This is a genomic window from Neopararhizobium haloflavum, from assembly GCF_002750855.1.
Taxonomy (GTDB): domain Bacteria; phylum Pseudomonadota; class Alphaproteobacteria; order Rhizobiales; family Rhizobiaceae; genus Georhizobium; species Georhizobium haloflavum.
Window position 1 is genome coordinate 259621 of sequence record NZ_NWUC01000005.1, and the last position, 20047, is coordinate 279667.

Annotated in this window: 19 protein-coding genes and 1 riboswitch; of the genes, 6 read left to right on the plus strand and 13 right to left on the minus strand. The window is 62.7% G+C overall.

Going from position 1 to position 20047, the window contains the following annotated elements:
- Nucleotides 1–19 precede the first annotated feature (19 nt).
- From CN673_RS13000 to hmgA, 8 genes are all read right to left on the minus strand, one after another.
- Nucleotides 20–628 carry a HupE/UreJ family protein gene (locus CN673_RS13000; RefSeq protein ID WP_099866782.1) on the minus strand — a complete coding sequence of 203 codons (609 nt, stop codon included), beginning with the start codon at nucleotides 626–628 and terminating at the stop codon, nucleotides 20–22.
- Nucleotides 629–678: 50 nt separating this feature from the next.
- A riboswitch (cobalamin riboswitch) is annotated at nucleotides 679–864 on the minus strand.
- Nucleotides 865–917: 53 nt separating this feature from the next.
- Nucleotides 918–1967, minus strand: a complete 1050-nt coding sequence (mgrA, locus tag CN673_RS13005; RefSeq protein WP_099866783.1) for an L-glyceraldehyde 3-phosphate reductase — start codon at nucleotides 1965–1967, stop codon at nucleotides 918–920.
- A 66-nt stretch (nucleotides 1968–2033) separates the two neighbouring features.
- On the minus strand, nucleotides 2034–2231 hold the full coding sequence (locus tag CN673_RS13010) for a DUF2783 domain-containing protein (RefSeq protein WP_099866784.1): 198 nt from the start codon (nucleotides 2229–2231) through the stop codon (nucleotides 2034–2036).
- The gene (locus CN673_RS13015; RefSeq protein WP_099866785.1) at nucleotides 2228–3850 is read right to left on the minus strand and encodes an FAD-dependent oxidoreductase; all 1623 of its coding nucleotides are present in this window, start codon (nucleotides 3848–3850) and stop codon (nucleotides 2228–2230) included. Before CN673_RS13015 ends, CN673_RS13010 begins: the two co-directional genes overlap by 4 nt.
- A gap of 178 nt (nucleotides 3851–4028) precedes the next feature.
- Complete coding sequence (locus CN673_RS13020) at nucleotides 4029–4979, minus strand: MBL fold metallo-hydrolase (RefSeq protein WP_099866786.1); 951 nt, start codon at nucleotides 4977–4979, stop codon at nucleotides 4029–4031.
- Nucleotides 4980–4985: 6 nt separating this feature from the next.
- Nucleotides 4986–6002: a fumarylacetoacetate hydrolase family protein gene (locus CN673_RS13025; protein WP_099866787.1), complete on the minus strand. Its 1017-nt coding sequence runs from the start codon at nucleotides 6000–6002 to the stop codon at nucleotides 4986–4988.
- Nucleotides 5999–6901 carry an MBL fold metallo-hydrolase gene (locus CN673_RS13030; RefSeq protein ID WP_099866788.1) on the minus strand — a complete coding sequence of 301 codons (903 nt, stop codon included), beginning with the start codon at nucleotides 6899–6901 and terminating at the stop codon, nucleotides 5999–6001. Before CN673_RS13030 ends, CN673_RS13025 begins: the two co-directional genes overlap by 4 nt.
- Entirely contained in the window at nucleotides 6898–8223 is a 1326-nt protein-coding gene (hmgA, locus tag CN673_RS13035) for a homogentisate 1,2-dioxygenase (protein ID WP_099866789.1), read from the minus strand. Before hmgA ends, CN673_RS13030 begins: the two co-directional genes overlap by 4 nt.
- Nucleotides 8224–8316: 93 nt before the next feature.
- On the opposite strand from hmgA, the gene CN673_RS13040 reads away from it, so the two are divergent.
- Nucleotides 8317–8829, plus strand: a complete 513-nt coding sequence (locus CN673_RS13040; RefSeq protein WP_099866790.1) for a MarR family winged helix-turn-helix transcriptional regulator — start codon at nucleotides 8317–8319, stop codon at nucleotides 8827–8829.
- Nucleotides 8830–8887: 58 nt separating this feature from the next.
- The gene (locus CN673_RS13045) at nucleotides 8888–9460 is read left to right on the plus strand and encodes a superoxide dismutase family protein (RefSeq protein ID WP_198585990.1); all 573 of its coding nucleotides are present in this window, start codon (nucleotides 8888–8890) and stop codon (nucleotides 9458–9460) included.
- A gap of 21 nt (nucleotides 9461–9481) precedes the next feature.
- On the opposite strand, the gene urtE is transcribed toward CN673_RS13045, so the two are convergent.
- From urtE to urtA, 5 genes are all read right to left on the minus strand, one after another.
- Complete coding sequence (gene urtE, locus CN673_RS13050) at nucleotides 9482–10177, minus strand: urea ABC transporter ATP-binding subunit UrtE (RefSeq protein WP_099866791.1); 696 nt, start codon at nucleotides 10175–10177, stop codon at nucleotides 9482–9484.
- Between the two features lie 30 nt (nucleotides 10178–10207).
- Nucleotides 10208–10975 (minus strand): urea ABC transporter ATP-binding protein UrtD, encoded by a 768-nt coding sequence (gene urtD / locus CN673_RS13055; protein WP_099866792.1) that lies wholly within the window; start codon nucleotides 10973–10975, stop codon nucleotides 10208–10210.
- 5 nt (nucleotides 10976–10980) lie between these two features.
- Nucleotides 10981–12132: an urea ABC transporter permease subunit UrtC gene (urtC, locus tag CN673_RS13060; protein WP_099866793.1), complete on the minus strand. Its 1152-nt coding sequence runs from the start codon at nucleotides 12130–12132 to the stop codon at nucleotides 10981–10983.
- Nucleotides 12129–13769, minus strand: a complete 1641-nt coding sequence (gene urtB / locus CN673_RS13065; RefSeq protein ID WP_099866902.1) for an urea ABC transporter permease subunit UrtB — start codon at nucleotides 13767–13769, stop codon at nucleotides 12129–12131. The genes urtC and urtB overlap by 4 nt, the downstream gene beginning before the upstream one ends.
- A gap of 117 nt (nucleotides 13770–13886) precedes the next feature.
- The gene (gene urtA, locus CN673_RS13070) at nucleotides 13887–15158 is read right to left on the minus strand and encodes an urea ABC transporter substrate-binding protein (protein ID WP_245409897.1); all 1272 of its coding nucleotides are present in this window, start codon (nucleotides 15156–15158) and stop codon (nucleotides 13887–13889) included.
- A gap of 367 nt (nucleotides 15159–15525) precedes the next feature.
- Between urtA and CN673_RS13075 the strand changes: the two genes are divergently transcribed.
- The 4 genes from CN673_RS13075 to guaD all read left to right on the plus strand — a co-directional run bounded on the left by CN673_RS13075 (nucleotide 15526) and on the right by guaD (nucleotide 20021).
- Nucleotides 15526–16308 carry a 3-hydroxybutyrate dehydrogenase gene (locus CN673_RS13075; protein WP_099866795.1) on the plus strand — a complete coding sequence of 261 codons (783 nt, stop codon included), beginning with the start codon at nucleotides 15526–15528 and terminating at the stop codon, nucleotides 16306–16308.
- A 2-nt stretch (nucleotides 16309–16310) separates the two neighbouring features.
- Nucleotides 16311–17399 carry a patatin-like phospholipase family protein gene (locus CN673_RS13080; protein ID WP_099866796.1) on the plus strand — a complete coding sequence of 363 codons (1089 nt, stop codon included), beginning with the start codon at nucleotides 16311–16313 and terminating at the stop codon, nucleotides 17397–17399.
- Nucleotides 17400–17487: 88 nt separating this feature from the next.
- On the plus strand, nucleotides 17488–18720 hold the full coding sequence (locus CN673_RS13085) for a urate hydroxylase PuuD (protein WP_099866903.1): 1233 nt from the start codon (nucleotides 17488–17490) through the stop codon (nucleotides 18718–18720).
- A complete protein-coding gene (gene guaD, locus CN673_RS13090) occupies nucleotides 18717–20021 on the plus strand; it encodes a guanine deaminase (RefSeq protein ID WP_099866797.1) in 1305 nt (434 codons plus the stop codon). Before CN673_RS13085 ends, guaD begins: the two co-directional genes overlap by 4 nt.
- Nucleotides 20022–20047 lie beyond the last annotated feature (26 nt).

Below are 20047 nucleotides of genomic sequence, written 5' to 3' on the forward strand. Positions count from 1 at the left end.
CGGCCCACCCAGAACGATGTCAGAGAACGCCGGCGATGATGGCGATGCCGGCAAGAGCCATGACCCCGCCGCCGGCGCGTGCCGCGAGAACGCCGTTGGCGCGCGACAGCTTGCCGATGCCAAGTCCGGCAGCAACGCCGGCGGCATGCAGCAGCGCCGTTGCGACCATGAAGCCGAGACCATACGCCATCCCGGACGCATTGGCCGGCATTTCCGTGCCGTGCGCATGACCGTGAAACAGCGCAAAGAAACCGACCAGCGCCATGGCGCCGGCCACGGGCAGGCTGCTGCCGAAGGCGGCGGCCGCGCCGATCACGACGATGGAAGAGGCGATTCCGAGTTCGACCAGCGGCAATGTCACGCCCGCAACCGCAAGCGTGCCACCGACGGTCATAGCACAGACGAAGGCCGCAGGCACGAGCCAGAGTGGCCGGCTGGTCGCCGTGCGCTCGCCGATGAGATAGGCGAGAAGCCCGACGGCGACCATCGCGAGAAGATGATCGAGCCCGCCGAGCGGATGCATGAAGCCATAGGCGAAGCTGGCGTTGTCGTGCGTCCCGTGGCCGGTGTGGGCCATGGCAGCGCCCGTCGATGCGACGAAGGTGGCGATGAGTGTGATGATACGCATGTGTTTTCCTTTCGGGGCCCTCCGCCCCAGCGCAGTGCATTCGTGCGGCTTGAACCGCGGATTTGACGGCCGGTCTCCTGGCTTGGGACTGATCCTGCCGCCTTCCCGATGCAAGAAGCGCACCAGTGGCATCATGGCAGAACATCCATCCTTTACAGTCGCGGGGGCGGCGCCGGCTTTCGACCGGCTTCCCGTTTCACCTTCGAATGGAAGGCACCGTCACACTGACTGATTGCAGGCAGGCAACGAAAAGGCAACCGTTCAGCCAGCCGCTATTTTGTGCACCACTCTATTTCTTGCGTGCAGGTCCCTCGCGCTCGGCTGAGGCCGCCCAGAGGTTGATGTCCGCTTCACGCGCATGGCCGTCGATCTCCGCCAGTTCCGCGTCGCTGAATTCAAGGGCTTTCAACGCGCCGACGCAGTCATCGACCTGCTCCGGGCGGCTCGCGCCGATCAAGGCGGACGTCACCCGGCCGCCGCGCAGGACCCAGGCGATCGCCATCTGTGCGAGCGTCTGCCCGCGTTTGTCCGCGATGGCGTTGAGGGCCCGGATGTTCTCGACGTTCTTGTCGTTGAGGAATTCCGGCATCAGCGACTTGCCCTGGCTGGCGCGGCTACCCTCTGGAACTCCCTTGAGGTATTTCGACGTCAACATGCCCTGAGCGAGCGGCGAGAACACGATCGAGCCGATCCCCAGCCCATCGAGCACATCAAGCAGCCCGTCATCCTCCACCCAGCGATTGAGCATGGAATAACTCGGCTGATGAATGAGGCAGGGCGTGCCGAGCTGCTTCAGGATAGCGGCGGCCTCGCGCGTACGCTCGGCGTTGTACGACGAAATCCCGGCATAGAGCGCCTTGCCGGAGCGCACGATCTGGTCGAGCGCCATCATCGTCTCTTCAAGCGGCGTTTCGGGGTCGAAGCGGTGCGAATAGAAGATATCGACATAGTCGAGGCCCATGCGCTTCAGGCTCTGGTCGCATGAGGCGATCAGATACTTGCGGCTGCCCCACTCGCCGTATGGGCCGGGCCACATATCGTAGCCGGCTTTCGAGGAGATGATCAGTTCATCGCGATAGCCGGCAAAGTCGGTTCGCAGGATCTCGCCGAACGCCGTCTCCGCCGAACCGGGCGGCGGGCCGTAATTGTTGGCAAGATCGAAATGGGTGATGCCGCGATCGAAGGCTCGCCGGCAGATCGCCTGCTTGGTCTGGTGCGGCGTGTCGCTTCCGAAATTGTGCCATAGCCCCAGCGAGACCGCCGGCAATTTGAGCCCACTTGACCCGCAGCGATTGTATTTCATGGTCTCGTAGCGATTGTCGGCCGGCTGCCATGCCATGGTGCATCTCCTCGTGTGGAACAGAAGGCGCCATGGTTAGTCTCTTGCAGAGGAGAGCGAAAGCCCTCACCGACGCTGCGTTGCCGCGTTGAGGATGGCGGTCAGCTGGGACTGGTCACCGACGGCGTTTGCCAACAGAAGGACCAGCCGCGCGTTGAGACGCGCGCTTTCTTCGAAGGAAAGCTCGCGGTGCGCGGACATCAGATCAGCGTAGAAAGCGTCGCCCGCCGGGCCAAGCCTGTCCTGCAAGGGATCGTCCTTCATGAAACTCCTCCCAGGGCGCGCGCAAGCGCCGTCTCGATGGCCGGTCGGTCCGGCGCGCGGAAGGCCGCCGCGACATGCTGATCCGGCCGCACAAGGTAGGTCATGTCCTCGCCGAGACGCTCGAAAGCCATCCCCTCCCCGTCAACCAGCGCGCCACCGTCCGCCCCGCGGCTGATGCGAACCGTGCGCACCCCGCTTGAAGGCGTTTTTCCCGTCGTCAGCAGTGCGAAGTCGCCGCCGATCTCGTTCAGCAGCCAGCATGCGTCTTTGCCCTTGATGAGTGGCGCATCTGGCACGACCGACCCCGGCCGAAGCCCGATTTCGTTGCTTGCCGGCGACTGCAGGGACAGCCCGTCCAGCGAACACGGCAGCGAAAGGCGGCCGGAATTGACGAGCCGGCGCGCAAAGGGCGCGTGGGTAGCCAGCGACAGGACTTCGCCGCGAAAAACCTTTTCCATGTCCGATTTCGGCGTCATGAAATTCGTCGCATTGGCGGAATGCCGGATGTTCTCGTCAGCGCCGCGAACGCGCTCCTCGTTGAAGCTGTCGATCAGGGATTCCCCTGCGTCGCCATGGATCACGGCGGCGAGTTTCCAGCCAAGATTGTCGATATCGTGAATGCCGCCGTTGCCGCCGCGCGCTCCGAAGGGTGACACCAGATGCGCGCTGTCGCCCGCAAACAGCACGCGGCCATGAACGAATCGCTCCAGCCGCCGGCACTGGAAGGAATAGACCGAGACCCAATCGAGCGTGAAGGGGCGATCGCCGACCACGGCACGAATGCGCGGGATGACATTTTCAGGCTTCTTCTCCTCGACCGGATCGGCTTCGGGACCGAGTTGCAGGTCGATCCGGTAGATGTCGTCAGGCTGCTTGTGCACCAGGGCGGACTGACCACTGTGGAAAGGCGGCTCGAACCAGAAGTGCCGTTCAGGCCCCGATGCGTCGACCCGAACAGCGGAGAAGAGATCCTCCCGCATCTCGATGTCGGCGATGAGAAAACGTTCCTCGAACCGCTGACCGACAAATTCAAGGCCGAGCAGAGAACGCACTGGCGAGCGCGCGCCATCGCAGGCGACGAGCCAATCGGCCACGATGTCATAAGCGCCGTCCGGTGTCTCGACACGGGCGCGCGCGCCACCCTCACGCTGCTCCACACCCACGACCTTGTTGCGGAACCTAATGTCGATCAGGCCGGGGAAATCGCGACACCGCTCAACGAGGTAGTGTTCGACATAGTATTGCTGGAGATTGATGAAGGCTGGCATCTTGTGACCCGGCTCGGGCAGCAGGTCGAAGCTGTAGATCTCCCGTTCCCCGTGAAAGACGCGCCCGACCTTCCAGGTGACGCCTTTGTCGACCATTCGGTCTCCGACGCCGAGCCGATCGAAGATCTCCAGCGTCCTCTTGGCCCAGCAGATCGCTCGGCTGCCGAGCGACACGACATTGTTGTCGTCCAATACGACCGATGGCACATCGTGCAGCGCCAGATCGATCGCCAGCGCAAGCCCGACCGGCCCCGCACCGACAATGACGACCGGATAGCGATCGGGCACCGCACGGCCGGCAAGTTCGGCCGGCGTGACGACGTCAAAGGGTGTGTAGGTGTAACGGGGCATCAGCGTTCGACAATGTCCGGTTAGAGAATATGCCCCGAAATTCAGGACATGAGCAGTTCGACCGCGTGCTGATCGTTCAGGCCCAAACCAGCGACCTCACCATTCTGACAGCGGACAAGAAGTTCGGGAAATACGACATTCCCATTCTCCCCTCTCGCGTGCCTCGCCGGGAACGGACCTAGCCCTGCAACTCTTCCCACATCGCCTTGTCCCGCTCGGCCGTCCAGATGCGCGGTGTGTCGATGCCGCGTGCCTCATCGTAGGCCCGCGCGACGTTGAACGGCAGACAATGCTCGTAGATGGCGTAGTCGGAAAATTTCGGATCGCATTCGGCGCGTATCGCGTCCCAGGTCTCCTTGAGTGAACCGCCCCGAGCGGCGATCTTGACGGCGGGTGCATAGGTGCTGGCGACGAAATCGCGCGTGTTCTCGATCGCCTCCTTGACCTTTGCCTTGCCGGTGAGCGCGTCGCCTCGGCCAGGCGCGATGGCGTCGACATCAAAGGTCTTGATCGCATCGAGCGTGCCGCCCCAGTCGGCAAAGTGCCCGTCGCCGCAATAGCAGGCCGAGTGGTACTCAACGATATCACCGGTGAACATGACGTTCTCGTCGGGCACGAAGGCCACGATGTCGCCTGCCGTATGCGCCCGGCCGAGGTGCATCAGATCGACGCGGCGGTTGCCGAGATAGACCGTCATGCGCTTTTCGAACGTCTGCGTCGGCCAGGTGAGACCCGGAATGCTCTCATGGCCCTGAAAGAGGCGCGGGAAGCGCTGGAACTCGGAATCCCAGTCTTCCTGGCCCCGTTCCACCACCATGGCGCGGCCTGCGTTTGACATGATGACCTCGGACGCGCCGTAGGCCGATGCGCCGAGCACACGCACCGCGTGATAATGCGTCAGCACCACATGCTTGATCGGCTTGTCGGTGACCGAACGGACCTTTTCCACCACCATATGCGCCAGCCGGGGTGTCGCCTGCGCATCGACGATCATCACGCTGTCGTCGCCGATGATGACGCCTGTATTGGGATCGCCCTCGGCCGTAAAGGCGAAAAGGTCTCTTCCAACCTCGGTGAAGGAGATCGTCTTTTCCTTGAGATCGCCTTGCGACGCAAATGCCTTGGCCATCTTGCCTTACTCCTTGCCGTATGTCTCGACGGTCTGTTCGATCGCGCCGAAGATGGAATGACCGCGCGCATCCTTCATTTCGATCCTGACCGTGTCGCCGAATGTCATGAAACGCGTCAGCGGCTTGCCGCCGTTGATCGTCTCGATCATGCGGGTCTCGGCGATGCAGGAGTAACCGACCCCACCCTCCGAGATTGGCTTTCCAGGGGCGCCGTCGAGCTTGTTCGATACGGTTCCCGAGCCGATGATCGTGCCCGCAGCCAACGCCCGCGTCTTTGCGGCATGGACGATGAGGCGCGGGAAATCGAACGTCATGTCGATGCCGGCATTGGCCCTGCCGAAGGGCTGGCCATTCAGGTCGACGCAGAGTGGCAGGTGAACCTTGCCGCCATCCCATGCCTCGCCGAGCTCGTCCGGGGTGACGGCGACCGGTGAGAAAGCCGATGAGGGTTTCGACTGGAAAAATCCGAAGCCCTTGCCGAGTTCGCCCGGGATCAGGCCACGCAGCGACACGTCGTTGACCAGCATGACGAGACGGATGGCCGCGCGCGCGACGTCGAGATCGGCGCCCATCGGCACGTCGTCGACGATCACCGCGACTTCGCCCTCCATGTCGATGCCCCATGCATCGTCCGCCATCCGGATTGGATCGCGCGGCGCGACGAACGTGTCCGATCCGCCCTGATACATCAGCGGATCTTCCCAGAAACTGGCCGGCATTTCGGCGCCGCGCGCCTTGCGGACCAGTTCGACATGGTTGACGTAGGCCGAGCCGTCCGCCCACTGGTAAGCGCGGGGCAGCGGGCAATGCGCGTCATGCTCGTGGAAGCGCATGGTCGGCTGTGTGCCGGTCGCCAGTCCCTCATAGACACGCGAAAGCCGCGGCCCGACATGCGCCCAATCATCGAGCGCGGCCTGCAGCGTGCGGGCGATGTGTCCGACCTCCGAACAGACCGTGAGATCCCTGGAGACGACGACCAGTTTCCCGTCGCGCGTGGTATCCTTGAGGGTGGCGAGTTTCATGCGGTGTTTCTCTCCCTTTGTGCGTCGTCAAACGCCAATGCAATCGACAGGCCGTCGCGGCCTATGGTCAGCGGACCATCCCACGTCTGCCGCACCGCCGCCACCCAGTCGGCCTCGCCAAAGGCCGGATCGTCGGCGGGGATGAGGTGATGCAGCACCAAACGTCCGACACCGGCCGCCGCGGCGATGGCGCCAGCGTCCTCGGCCAGCGTGTGGCTTGCCATCAGGTGCTCTTTCAGCCGTGCGCCATTTCCGGTTCGCGCCACAAGCGCGTCGACGCCGGCCTCCAGCATGGCTTCGTGAACGAGGATCTCGGCGCCGCGCGCAAAGTCCGCCAGCGGCGGGAAATGGCAGGTGTCGGCCGAGAATACGATGGAGGAACCGCCTGCTTCAATTTTCAGCGCGAAACATTCGGTCACGGGCGGGTGGTCGACCCTCAGCGCGGCAATCCTAAGGTTTCCATCGTCGAACAGAATGCCCTCGCCATATTCGTTCACCGTGACCAGATCCCGCAGATCCGGCCGGCCCTCGTCCTCAATCCTCAGGTCGATGTCGTATTGCATCGAACCGAGGAAGCCGCGCCAGCAGTCCGACGTTCCGGCCGGGCCGTAAACGGTCACGCTCCGATTGAGGCCCGCCGTCCATGCCGTGTGGATGAGCGGACCGAGTTCCAGCACATGATCGGAGTGCAGGTGGGTGATGACGATCACGTCGATATCGGCCAGCCTGAGGCCTGCGTCGACCAGCCCGCGCGTGACGCCGAGGCCGCAATCGACGACGATGCGCCGGCCACCGATTTCGACCAGCGACGACGTCGGCCAGGGACCGCTGCCGCCACCCGGCAAGGGCCGGATCGCCGGCCCCCCCTTTGTTCCCAGCAAGACGAGGCGATCGCTCAAGACCTTCGCCCTCCCGGCGTTCCGTCGAAGCGCCGTTCGAGACCGTTCCAACAATCGATGTAATCATCCTGCAGCGTTTCGAGTTCGGCCGCGAATTTCGTCAGTTGCTGGGGAAAGCGCGTCTCGAACATGAAGGCCATCGTATCCTCAAGCTTGACCGGTTTGAGATCGGCATTCGACGCCTTCTCGAAGCCCGCCGCGTCCGGCCCGTGCGGCAACATCATGTTGTGCAGGCTCATGCCGCCCGGAACGAAGCCCTTTTCCTTGGCGTCGTACTGACCCACGATCAGGCCCATGAATTCCGACATGATGTTGCGATGGTACCAGGGCGGACGGAAGGTGTTCTCCGCCACCAGCCAGCGCGGCGGAAAGATGACGAAGTCGACATTTGCCGTGCCCTCCTCGCCCGACGGTGCCGTCAGCACGGTGAAGATCGACGGGTCGGGATGGTCGAAAAGAATCGCCCCCACGGGCGAGAATGTCCGCAGATCGTATTTGTATGGCGCATAGTTCCCGTGCCAGGCGACGACGTCGAGCGGTGAATGGCCGATTTCGGTGACGTGGAACTGGCCGCACCATTTGACGGTCACCCGGCAGGGGCTCTCCTTGTCCTCATAGGCGGCGACGGGTGTCTTGAAATCGCGCGGATTGGCCAGGCAGTTGGCCCCGATCGGGCCCCGATCCGGCAGGGTGAACTTCGCGCCGTAATTTTCGCAGATATAACCCCGCGCACCACCGCCCGGCCCTTTGTCCAACACAGATACCTTGAACATCGTGCCGCGTGGAACGAGCGCGATCTCCTGCGGTCCGGCGTCGATGATGCCCATCTCGGTGAAAATCCGAATCGTGCCCTCCTGCGGCACGATCAGCAATTCGCCGTCGGCATTGAAGAAGTAATCATCCTGCATGTCCGCATCGAAGCTGTAGACATGGGCAGCCATGCCGGATTGCCCGAGGGCGTCGCCGGCGGTGGTCATGGTGCGTATACCGGCCAGGAAATCGGTTCCCTTCGGCAAGGCCGGGAGCGGGTCCCAGCGCAATTGACCAAGCGCCAGGGAATGATCCCCCAGGCAAGGGGCGCTCTTCCACTGCGGATAATCCGCGCGCTGGAAGCGGCCGGCGTGGCGAACGCTGGGGCGCATGCGATAGAGCCAGGATCGCTCGTTCGTGCCGCGCGGTGCGGTAAAGGGCGAGCCGGACAACTGTTCGGCATAAAGCCCGTAGGCGGGGCGCTGCGGGCTGTTCATGCCCTGCGGCAGGGCGCCTTCCAGCGACTCGGTTTCGAAATCATTGCCGAAACCCGGCATGTAGCGCGGCTGCATTGCGCCTCTCCCTGACCGCTGCGAATTGGTTACAGACGTAACCGTTTTATTTTGTAACTATCAAGTCTGACCCGACGAGGAGGCAACCGGAGAATGCCGAAGGCGCTGCTCGAACTGGACCATTTCCTGCCCTACCGGCTCTCCCGCGCGGCCGAGGCGGTCAGCCGGGATTTCGCAACCCTTTACCGCGAGCGTTACGGCATGACACGGCCGGAATGGCGGGTGCTCGCGACGGTCGGACAGTTCGGCCGGATCACCGCCACGGCGATCGGCCGCCATTCATCGCTGCACAAGACGAAGGTCAGCCGCGCCGTCGTCGCCTTGGAAAAGCGCCGCTGGATCAGCCGCAGCACCGATACCGACGACCGGCGCATCGAGCACCTGACACTGACGCGCGAAGGCGTGGCCTGCTATCGCGCGTTGGTGACGATAGCAAAGGCTTACGAAAGACGGCTAATCGCGGCACTGGGCGATGAGCAGTCGGCGCAGCTCGCGCACGGCCTGGATGCGGTCGAAGCGGCTCTGACGATTGCATCGAAGCCGGATCATCCGACATCGCAGACGACGAAATTGCCGGTCGGAGGCGAACCAACAGGCAAGCGGTGAGTTAGCCTTCGAGAACTTCGCCGATTCTCGGTGAAGTCCGTGGATCGGAGGATTCCCCATGAAGATGCTCTTCTGCTCGACAGCCCTGATAGCGGCGATGGCCGTCCCTGCCTTTGGCCAGGAAGAAAGCGCGCCGGCCGAGGATGGCGCCGCCACCGCCGAAATGGCTGCTTCCGGTGCAACGGCCCAAGCCACGCTGGAAGGCGATGGCATAGAGGGCACGGTGACGTTCACCGAGACACCGACCGGCATCATGATCGTCGAAATCGAGGCCAGCGGGCTGGAACCGGGTCCGCACGGCGTCCACCTGCATCAGACCGGTTCGTGCGACGCCGAGGGCGGGCACGAATCGGCTGGCGGCCACATCGCCGGTGAAGGAGAGCACGGCGTCATGAACGAGAACGGCCCCCATCCCGGTGACCTGCCCAACGTTCATGTTCAGGACGACGGCATCGCGCATGCGGAATTTTTTGTCGGCGACGTGACGATCACCGCTGAGGGGCCGGCCACGCTGATGGACGACGATGGCTCCGCCTTCGTCATTCACGCCGGACCGGACGACTATACGACCGATCCGGCCGGAGACAGCGGCGATCGGATCGCCTGCGGCGTCATCGAACAGGCAACCTGATCTGTAACCTCTTGTGACGGCTCAGACGGTCAGATGCGCACGAATGTCGGCCCGGTCGAGATCCTCGGCCGGGCCGTGATGCACCACCTGCCCACGATCCATGATGGTGACGCGGTCGGCCAGTTCCCGGCAAAAATCGAGATACTGTTCGACGAGCACGATGGCGAGGCCGGCGCTGTCGCGAAGATAGCGTATCGCCCGCCCGATATCCTTGATGATCGAGGGCTGAATGCCTTCGGTCGGTTCATCCAGCACCAGGATCTTCGGCCGGGTGACGAGCGCTCGTCCAATTGCAAGCTGCTGCTGCTGGCCGCCCGACAAATCTCCCCCGCGCCTTGCGAGCATGTCGCCCAGCACGGGAAAAAGTTCGAAAACATGATCGGGAATCAATCGCTCACCGCTTTTCAACGGCGCGTAGCCGGTCTCGAGGTTCTCGCGCACGGTGAGCAACGGAAAAATCTCCCGCCCCTGCGGAACAAACGCGATACCTGCGCGGGCCCTGTCATAGGCAGCCTTGCGGTCGATCGCGACGCCGTCCAGACGGACGCTCCCCTGCGTTAGCGGATGATGGCCGACGATAGCCCGCATCAGACTTGTCTTTCCGACGCCGTTGCGGCCGAGAACGCATGTGATCTCGCCGCTCCTGGCGGTCAGGGAGACCCCGCGCAGCGCCTGCGCGGCGCCATAATGCAGATCGGCATTCTCAACTTCCAGCATGACGCATTCCTTGTCCGAATTTCCCGGCTCTTATCGCCCGAGATAGACCTCGATCACGCGGCTGTCGTTGCTGACATGATCGAGCGTGCCTTCCGATAGAACCGACCCTTCATGCAGGCAGGTAACCTTTACGCCGAGCTCGCGCACGAAATGCATGTCGTGCTCGACGACGATGACCGAATGATCCCGAGCGATTTCCTTCAAAAGCCGCACCGTCTCTTCGGTTTCGGCATCGGTCATGCCTGCGACCGGCTCATCGATGAGCAACAGTTTCGGATCCTGGGCAAGCAGCATTCCGATTTCGAGCCACTGTTTCTGGCCGTGCGAGAGGTTCGCCGCCTGGTCGGCGCGGCGCCCGGTCAGCCGAATGGTCTCCAGGATGCCGTCGAGTGCCTCACGTTCGTGGCGCGACGACACGTGAAAGAATTGTGCCACGACGCTGCGCTTGCCCTTCATGGCGAGGAGCAGGTTGTCTTCCACCGTATGGCTTTCGAACACGGTCGGCTTTTGAAATTTGCGCCCGATGCCGAACGTCGCGATCGCGGGCTCATCGTGCTGGGTGAGGTCGATCGTCCCATTGAAGAAAACGTCGCCACGGTCCGGCCGGGTCTTGCCGGTGATGATATCCATCATTGTGGTCTTTCCCGCGCCGTTGGGTCCGATGATGGCGCGCATCTCCCCCTTCTCCAGATAGAGCGAAAGGTTGTTGATCGCACGGAACCCGTCGAACGACACGGATACCCCGTCGAGGTAGAGCAGTGGACGATCTTCTGCCCTGGCGGGCGCTATGCTTGTCATGACGCTCACTCCGCGGGCGATGGTTTGGCCGTGTCGAGCCCGGCATCCGTTGTGGTGCGCGCCGGCCGTCCGGGCCAGCGTCGTCCGCTGAGGAAACCAACGATGCCCTTCGGCATGAACAACGTGACGAAGACGAACATGCCGCCGAGCGCAAAGAGCCACAGATTGGGATAGGCGACGGTGAAGTAGGATTTCATGACATTGACGAGGATGGCGCCGATGATCGGGCCTATCAGCGAACCCCGCCCGCCGACGGCTGCCCAGATCACCACCTCGATGGAATTTGCCGGCGCGAATTCGCCAGGATTGATGATGCCCACCTGGGGTACGTAGAGCGCGCCCGCTATGCCAGCGATCACGGCGGAAACGACGAATGCAAAGAGCTTGACGTACTCAGGACGGAAGCCGAGGAAGCGCGTGCGACTTTCCGCATCGCGCACCGCGATCATCAGCTTGCCCAGCTTTGAGTTGACGATGGCGGAGCACACCACGAATGCGGCTGCCAGCATCAGGGCCGACGCGGCGAAGAGCGCGGCCCGCGTACCACCCGCCTGGACGGAGGCACCGAGAATATCCTTGAAATCGGTCAGCCCGTTATTGCCGCCGAAGCCCATGTCGTTGCGGAAGAAGGCGAGCAGCAGCGCATAGGTCATAGCCTGGGTGATGATCGACAGGTAGACGCCCGTGACGCGGGAGCGAAAGGCGAACCAGCCGAAGACGAAGGCGAGAAGACCCGGCACGACCATGACCATGAGCATGGCGAACCAGAACATGTCGAACCCTTGCCAGTACCACGGCAGCGCGTCCCAGTTGAGAAACACCATGAAGTCCGGCAGGTCGGGATTGCCATAGACGCCTCGGTCGCCGATCTGGCGCATGAGATACATGCCCATCGCGTAGCCGCCGAGCGCGAAGAAGGCGCCGTGGCCGAGCGAAAGAATGCCGCAATAGCCCCACACGAGATCGAGCGCGAGCGCCAGCATCGCGTAGCAAAGATATTTGCCCATCAGCGGCACCAGATAGTTCGGCACGCGCAACGGATGGCCGGCTGGCAGGAGAAGGTTCGAAGCCGGCACGAGGATGGCCGCTGCGACCAGGAGGGCCACCACCCACATGGCCTTGCCGTTGAGGCCGCGAAGAAGCGCCTGACTGATCATGCTTCCACCGCTCTGCCCTTGAGCGCGAAGAGCCCCCTCGGCCGTTTCTGAATGAAGAGAATTATGGCGACGAGCACCAAAACCTTGGCGAGGACCGCTCCGGTATGCGGCTCCAGCAGCTTGTTGAAGACACCGAGCGTGAAGGCCCCGACCAGCGTGCCCCACAGATTGCCGACCCCGCCGAACACGACGACCATGAAGCTGTCGATGATGTAGCCCTGGCCGAGATTGGGCGAGACGTTGGAGATCTGCGAGAGCGCAACCCCCGCAAGTCCCGCGACGCCCGAACCGAGACCGAACGTCATGGCATCCACCCAGGGCGTTCTGATCCCCATGGACGATGCCATCCGCCGGTTCTGCGTGACGGCGCGCATGTGCAGCCCGAGCGCGGTCTTCTTCATGACGAAAACCAGCACGGCGAAGACGACGAGCGAAAAGACGATGATCCAAAGTCGGTTGTTGGTGATGGCCAGACCGCCCACCTCGAAGGCGCCGGACATCCAGGATGGATTGCCGACCTCGCGGTTCGATGCACCGAAGATTGTGCGAACCGCCTGCTGGATGATCAACGACAGGCCCCAGGTTGCCAACAGCGTCTCGAGCGGGCGTCCGTAGAGAAAGCGGATGACGCCGCGTTCGATCGCGATGCCGACGAGCGCGGTGACGAGGAAGGCCAGCGGCAGCGCAAAGGCGAGCGAATAATCGAACAGGCCCGGCGCGGCGTTGCGAATGATTTCCTGGACGACATAGGTCGTGTAGGCGCCGAGCATCACCATCTCGCCATGGGCCATGTTGATGACGCCCATGACGCCGAAGGTTATCGCGAGTCCGATGGCGGCGAGCAGCAGCACCGACCCGAGCGACAGGCCGTACCAGATGTTCTGGCCCACACCCCAAAGCGCCAGGTTGCGCTCGATGCGCGCGATGCCCGCCTCGATCGCCGGGGCGACGTCTGCCGAAGCCGAGCCGAGGCTCGCCTGCAGGATACCGAGCGCCTGGCGCCCGCCCCTTTCGATGATCGTATCGACAGCAGCGGCCGTTTCGTCCGGACCGGCATCGGAGCGCAGCACCGCAACTGCGCGCACCTCTTCCATGACGGCACGGACCGTTTCGTTGTCCTCCTGCGCCAACGCCTCGTCCAGCATCGGGATGCTGTCGGCATTTGCGCCGTTGAACATCTCGCGCGCAGCAGCGATGCGCACCGACGGGCTGTCGCTCATCAAGGTCAGCTGGCTGACCGCGGCGCGCACCTCCCGGCGGATAAGGTTGTTGACCCGGATTTCCTCCACCGCGTCTTCGCCGAAGGTGCCGATCGCCTCCCCCGTGAGAACATCGGTCGCGACGACCTCGTCGCCTTCCGGTTCGATGGTGACGATGGCGCCTGTTTCCGTCAGCAGGAAGAGTTCACCCGCTTCGAGCGTTCGCAGGAGCGGCACAAGGGCGCTATCCCCGGTAGCGGCAAGCTCGCCGATGACGGCGCCGCGGTCGCGATAGGAGCCATCCGGCAACTGCCGGACGAGATCGGCGACCGGCCCGGCCGGATCGATCGGCGCTTCCTGTGCGTATGCACCGTTCAAAGAGAATAGGAGGCCGAGCGCGAGGCAGGCGAGCCAACGGGCGGCGAAAGTGCGGATCATGAGCGACGTCCCCGACGGACAGTTCGGCAGCGGCCGGAGCCGGTGCCCTGGATCAAGGGAGGCGGCCATGGCCACCGCCTCCCCTCGTTGCGCGAATCCCTCACGGGAAGGAGAGGATCAGGATCCGCTGCCGCATGTCTCGGTTTCGGTATTGTAGTTGCCGCACATGATCGGATCGGTCCAATCGGCTTCGAGCGGGGCCGATTCAGGCAGGAAGTTCGACCAGGCATCGCCCTCGACGAGATCATCGGTCTCCCAGACCACGTCGAACTGACCGTCATCCTGGATTTCGCCGATCAGCACCGGCTTGGTGATGTGGTGGTTTGCCAGCATGACGGCGGTTCCGCCGGTCAGGTTCGGCACCTCGACGCCGACGATGTTCTCGATGACAGCGTCAGGATCGGTGGATTCGGCCTTCTCCACCGCTTCGACCCACATGTTGAAGCCGATGTAATGGGCTTCCATCGGATCGTTGGTCACGCGCTCCTCATCGCCGATGAAGGCAGTCCACGCTTCGATGAACTCGGCATTCTCAGGCGTATCGACCGACATGAAGTAGTTCCATGCGGCGAGGTGGCCGACGAGCGGTGCGGTATCGAGGCCCGCCAGTTCCTCTTCGCCGACCGAAAAGGCGACGACGGGAATATCGACCGCGTCGATGCCCTGATTGCCGAGTTCGCGGTAAAAAGGAACGTTGGCGTCGCCGTTGATGGTCGACACAACGGCCGTCGGCTTGCCGGACGATCCGAAAGCCTTGATGTCAGAGACGATCGTTTGCCAGTCGGTGTGACCGAACGGCGTGTAGTTGATCATGATGTCGTCTTCGGCGACACCGGCGTCCTTGAGATATTGCTCGAGGATCTTGTTGGTCGTCTGCGGATAGACGTAGTCGGTGCCGGCGAGCACCCAGCGCTCGATGCCGACCTCGTTCATCAGATAGTCGACGGCCGGGATCGCTTGCTGGTTGGGCGAAGCACCGGTGTAGAAGACGTTACGCTGGCTTTCCTCGCCTTCGTATTGAACCGGATAGAAGAGCAGCGAATTGAGCTCCTCGAACACCGGCAGCACCGACTTGCGGCAAACCGAGGTCCAGCAGCCGAACACCGCGTCGACCTCTTCGACCTCGATGAGCTCGCGCGCCTTCTCGGCCGCCAGCGGCCAGTCCGACGCGATGTCGACGACGACGGGTTCGAGCTGACGGCCGAGAACGCCGCCCTTCTCGTTCTGCTGCTCGATGAGCATCAGCATCACGTCTTTGAGTGTGGTCTCCGAAATCGCCATCGTTCCCGAAAGCGAGTGGAGAATGCCGACCTTGATCGGCCCCTCGTCCTGCGCGAATGCGCCGGTCCATGCCGTCGACGCAGCCAGCGCCAGAGCTGCCGTCGCCATTGTGAATTTCCCTGTCGATGCGGACATCCGTTTTCCCTCCAACGGTCTCGATTTGCACCCGAAATATCGGAGCAAGCCGCATGCCAGATCGCCGGGAGCAGAGGCGTACCAATTTTATGCCTCTGACATTAAAGGGTTTTTTGGATCATCGTAGCAAAAGCGTCGAAAGACACTTGCGCGAGCCGCACGGGGGAATGCGAAATCGCCTACGATCTCGCCGAGCTCTGCATACTATTTGATCACTTAGCAATAGTTGCTTAATTTTTTCTCATATCACCGATCTGGCCATCGCTGGCCAGACGCTCCGATGCGCACTATATATGCTGCAACGCACAATTCATTGAGCGACTGCAGCAAGGAATGAGCAATGAGCGATAGAAGAACCGCCGTCATAACCGGCTCGACAAGCGGCATCGGCCTTGGCATCGCACAACGTTTCGCCGAAGAAGGCATGAACGTCGTCCTGAACGGTCTGAGTTCTCCGGACGAAGCCGAGGCCGCCCGGCGGGCGGTCGACGACCGCGGTGACGGAAAGGTGATCTTTCACGGCGCCGACATGACCAAACCAGCCGAGATCGCGGATCTGATCGCGACAGCGGAGAAGCAATTCGGTGGCGTCGATATTCTGGTCAACAATGCCGGCATCCAGCATGTCGCGAAGATCGAGGCGTTCCCCGCCGAAAAGTGGGACGCCATCATCGCGATCAACCTGACCAGCGCCTTCCACACGATCCGCGCCGCCGTACCCGGCATGAAGGCGCGCGGGAGCGGACGCATCATCAACATCGCCTCGGCTCACGGGCTGATCGCGTCACCCTTCAAAGCCGCTTATGTAGCGGCCAAGCACGGCATCGTCGGGCTGACCAAGACGATCGCGCTGGAAACGGCCGAGGATGGCATCACTGTCAATGCGATCTGCCCTGGCTATGTGCAGACGCCGCTCGTCGACGGCCAGATCGCCGATACGGCGAAGGCGCGCGGCATGAGCGAGGAAGAGGTTAAGAACGACGTCATCCTCAAGGCGCAGCCAACCAAGGAATTCGTGACGGTCGAGGAGATCGCCGACTATGCGCTCTTTCTGAGCAGCGACGCCGGCCGATCCATCACCGGTGCGGCGCTGGCAATGGACGGAGGTTGGACGGCCCAGTGACCATGCATCGTCCTGTCGATCTTCAAAGCCCGGCGGTCGGCCGCGGCAAGTCCGCCGTCAAGACGATCAATCTGGGCCTTCAAGGCGGTGGCGCCCATGGCGCGTTTTCATGGGGCGTGCTCGACGGCCTTCTGGAAGACGGCCGGATCGCGATCGAGGGCGTCTCCGGCACATCTGCAGGCGCCATGAATGCCGCCGTCTACGCCCAAGGCAACATGACCGGCGGCGCCGATGGTGCGAGGGAAGCGCTCGCCGCCTTCTGGCGCGACATGTCGCTGGCCGGCGATGCGTTCTCGCCGGTCAAGCAACTGCCATGGGAAAAGCTGCTCGGCCCCTATTCGATGGATGCATCGCTGACTTTCAACGTGTTCGACAACATCACACGGATGTTCTCGCCCTATGAGTGGAACCCGTTCAACTTCAATCCGCTGCGCGATATCGTCGACAGGTCGGTCGATTTCGAGGCGCTGCACGCCTGCGCATCGACCAAGCTTTTCATCTCGGCGACCAATGTGCGGACCGGCAAGGTCAAGGTGTTCACCAACGAAGACGTGACGCTGGACGCCATCATGGCCTCGGCCTGCCTGCCATTCGTCTACAAGGCGGTCGAGATCGACGGGGAGCATTACTGGGACGGCGGGTACATGGGAAATCCCGCGATCTTCCCGTTCTTCTATCGATGCCACAGCCGCGACGTCATGATCGTCCACGTCAACCCGATGGTCCGCGACGAAGTGCCCATGTCGGCGCCCGACATCATGAACAGAATCAACGAAATCTCGTTCAACTCATCTCTCGTGCGTGAATTGCGGGCGATCGACTTCGTCGGCAAGCTGATCGACGAGGAGTGGCTGAAGGACGAATATCGCGACCGCCTGAAAAAGATTCTCGTGCACTCGATCCGCTCGGACGATGCCCTGGCCGATCTTTCCGTGGCATCGAAGTTCGATCTCGGCTGGGGCTTTCTCCAGGACCTGCGCGATCGCGGGCGCGAGGAGGCGAGAATCTGGCTGGACCAAAATTTCGTGCACCTCGGCGAAACCACCACCGTCGACCTGAAAAGCGAGTATCTCGGCGCGTCCGGCGTCTGACGTCAGAAGAAGCGGCCTCCATCAACCGTCTTTGCGTGAATCGGGCGACGCGCTAAGGATCACCATCGTCGAACGGGATGGACGCATCATGTACGAATTCGCCATTGCGTGGGAATGGCTTTCCTTCGCCGTGCGCTGGCTGCACGTCATCACCGCCATCGCGTGGATCGGGTCGTCCTTCTACTTCATCGCCCTCGACCTCGGCCTGACCAAGCGCCCCGGCCTGCCCGAAGGGGTGTCGGGCGAGGAATGGCAGGTGCACGGCGGCGGTTTCTACCACATCCAGAAATACATGATCGCGCCCGCATCCATGCCGGAGCACCTGACCTGGTTCAAATGGGAGAGCTATGCGACCTGGCTTTCCGGATTCGCGCTGCTTGCCATCGTCTATTATGCCGGCGCCGACCTCTATCTGATCGACAGGGCCGTGCTGGATGTGTCGCCGCCGGCCGCGATCGTCCTTTCCCTCGCCTCGCTCGGTGTCGGCTGGCTTGTCTACGACCAACTGTGCAAATCGCCTCTCGGCAAGAGCACAACGGGCCTTATGCTCCTCCTCTACGTCATGCTTGTCGCAATGGCCTGGGGCTACACGCAACTTTTCACCGGCCGGGCCGCATTCCTGCATCTCGGCGCCTTTACGGCGACGATCATGTCGGCGAACGTCTTCCTCATCATCATTCCCAACCAGAAGATCGTGGTGGCCGACCTCAAGGCCGGCAAAGCGCCGGATCCGAAGCTCGGCATGCAGGCGAAGCAGCGTTCGCTTCACAACAACTACCTGACGCTGCCCGTCATCTTCCTCATGCTGTCGAACCACTATCCCCTGGCCTTTGCCACGCATTACAACTGGATCATCGCCTCGCTGGTCTTCCTGATGGGCGTAACGATCCGGCACTGGTTCAATACACGCCATGCCAGAAGGGGCAGCCCGACCTGGACGTGGCTGGCAACGGCGGTCATCTTCGTTCTCATCATGTGGCTGTCGACGGTCCCGCGCCCGATAGGCGACAGCGACGCCGCGCTGTCAGAGCAGATCGAACGGTTCGCCGCCAATACCCATTTTGCCGGTGCGAGCGAAACCATTCAAAGCCGCTGCACCATGTGCCATGCAGCAGAACCCGTCTGGCCAGGGATCACGTGGCCGCCCAAGGGCGTCAAGCTGGAGACGGAGGGCGAGATCGCCGCAGCGGCCCGCGACATCTACCTGCAGGCCGGCCGAAGCCACGCGATGCCGCCGGGCAACGTGACCGCGATGCAAGCCGAGGAGCGCGCCCTCGTCGCCGCCTGGTATGAAAGCACCACACGCGGAGACGCCAGATGAACCTGCTTTTGAGAGGGCGACTGCTGACGTTCCTGCGCCGCCCGGAGGGGCCGAACGATGTGGCAAGCTATCGCTATGAAGACGATGGCGCGCTCTTTCTGCGCGATGGCCTGATCGCAGCATTCGGAGCCTTCGACGAGGTCCGCAGGCTAACACCTCACTCCGTCGAAACGGTCGACCACCGCCCTCACCTGATCATGCCCGGCCTGATCGATCCGCACATCCACTTTCCCCAGATGCAGGTGGTCGGCTCTTATGCCGGTTCGCTTCTGGAATGGCTGAATGGCTACACCTTCATCGAAGAGCAGCGTTTCGCCGATGCCTCCCATGGCGAGCGCATCGCGCGCCATTTCTTCGATGAACTGATCCGGCATGGCACGACCACTGCCGCAGCTTACTGCTCGGTCCATCGCGCCTCGGCCGATTGCTTCTTCGTAGAAGCGAGGCGGCGCGACATGCGCATGATCGCCGGCAAGGTGATGATGGACCGCAACGCGCCCGAAGCACTCTGCGACACGCCGCAATCGGCATTCGACGACAGCCAGGCCGTCATCGACCGCTGGCATGGCGAAGGGCGAGGTCTCGTCGCCATAACGCCGCGCTTCGCCATCACCTCCTCGCCGGCGCAGATGGAGGTGGCGGGCGCTCTGACAAAGCGCAATCCCGATCTTCACGTTCAGACGCACCTTTCCGAAAATCGAGAAGAAATAGCCTTTGCAGAACGGCTTTACCCCGATGCTGCCGACTACACCGACATCTATGCGCGCTATGACCTTCTCGGCGAGAAGACGTTGCTCGGTCACGCTATCCATCTCAGCGACCGAGAAGTCGGCGCGCTTGCCGAAACGGGATCGGTGGCCGTCTCCTGTCCGACCTCGAACCTGTTTCTCGGCTCGGGGCTGTTCGGGCTGAAGCGGCTGGAGGGGGCCGGCGTGCGCACCGCCTTTGCCACCGATATCGGCGGCGGAACGAGCTATTCGATGTTCCGCACGATGGATGAAGCCTACAAGGTCCAGCAGCTCCAGGGTCATCGGGTTCATCCCCTGAGGACCGCCTGGCACATGACGCGCGGAAACGCGGAGGCGCTGTCGCTTGTCGACAAAATCGGCACGCTGGACGAGGGAACGGAGGCCGATGTCGTCGTTCTCAACGCCAGTGCTACGCCGGCCATGGCCCTGAAGATGGAGCGCGCGACGACGCTGGCCGAAGAGCTTTTCCTGCTGCAGACCATGGGCGACGACCGGGCCGTCCACCAGGTCTACGTCGCGGGGCGACCGGCCAAGACGACTTCGCCGGCCTGATGGGCGCCCCTGCATCGGCAGGGCAC

Coding starts and splice junctions, on each gene's coding strand:
- CN673_RS13000 (WP_099866782.1), bottom strand. CDS start 628: ATGCGTATCATCACACTCATCGCCACCTTCGTCGCATCGACGGGCGCT.
- mgrA (WP_099866783.1), bottom strand. CDS start 1,967: ATGGCATGGCAGCCGGCCGACAATCGCTACGAGACCATGAAATACAAT.
- CN673_RS13010 (WP_099866784.1), bottom strand. CDS start 2,231: ATGAAGGACGATCCCTTGCAGGACAGGCTTGGCCCGGCGGGCGACGCT.
- CN673_RS13015 (WP_099866785.1), bottom strand. CDS start 3,850: ATGCCCCGTTACACCTACACACCCTTTGACGTCGTCACGCCGGCCGAA.
- CN673_RS13020 (WP_099866786.1), bottom strand. CDS start 4,979: ATGGCCAAGGCATTTGCGTCGCAAGGCGATCTCAAGGAAAAGACGATC.
- CN673_RS13025 (WP_099866787.1), bottom strand. CDS start 6,002: ATGAAACTCGCCACCCTCAAGGATACCACGCGCGACGGGAAACTGGTC.
- hmgA (WP_099866789.1), bottom strand. CDS start 8,223: ATGCAGCCGCGCTACATGCCGGGTTTCGGCAATGATTTCGAAACCGAG.
- CN673_RS13040 (WP_099866790.1), top strand. CDS start 8,317: ATGCCGAAGGCGCTGCTCGAACTGGACCATTTCCTGCCCTACCGGCTC.
- CN673_RS13045 (WP_198585990.1), top strand. CDS start 8,888: ATGAAGATGCTCTTCTGCTCGACAGCCCTGATAGCGGCGATGGCCGTC.
- urtE (WP_099866791.1), bottom strand. CDS start 10,177: ATGCTGGAAGTTGAGAATGCCGATCTGCATTATGGCGCCGCGCAGGCG.
- urtD (WP_099866792.1), bottom strand. CDS start 10,975: ATGACAAGCATAGCGCCCGCCAGGGCAGAAGATCGTCCACTGCTCTAC.
- urtC (WP_099866793.1), bottom strand. CDS start 12,132: ATGATCAGTCAGGCGCTTCTTCGCGGCCTCAACGGCAAGGCCATGTGG.
- urtB (WP_099866902.1), bottom strand. CDS start 13,769: ATGATCCGCACTTTCGCCGCCCGTTGGCTCGCCTGCCTCGCGCTCGGC.
- urtA (WP_245409897.1), bottom strand. CDS start 15,158: ATGGCGACGGCAGCTCTGGCGCTGGCTGCGTCGACGGCATGGACCGGC.
- CN673_RS13075 (WP_099866795.1), top strand. CDS start 15,526: ATGAGCGATAGAAGAACCGCCGTCATAACCGGCTCGACAAGCGGCATC.
- CN673_RS13080 (WP_099866796.1), top strand. CDS start 16,311: ATGCATCGTCCTGTCGATCTTCAAAGCCCGGCGGTCGGCCGCGGCAAG.
- CN673_RS13085 (WP_099866903.1), top strand. CDS start 17,488: ATGTACGAATTCGCCATTGCGTGGGAATGGCTTTCCTTCGCCGTGCGC.
- guaD (WP_099866797.1), top strand. CDS start 18,717: ATGAACCTGCTTTTGAGAGGGCGACTGCTGACGTTCCTGCGCCGCCCG.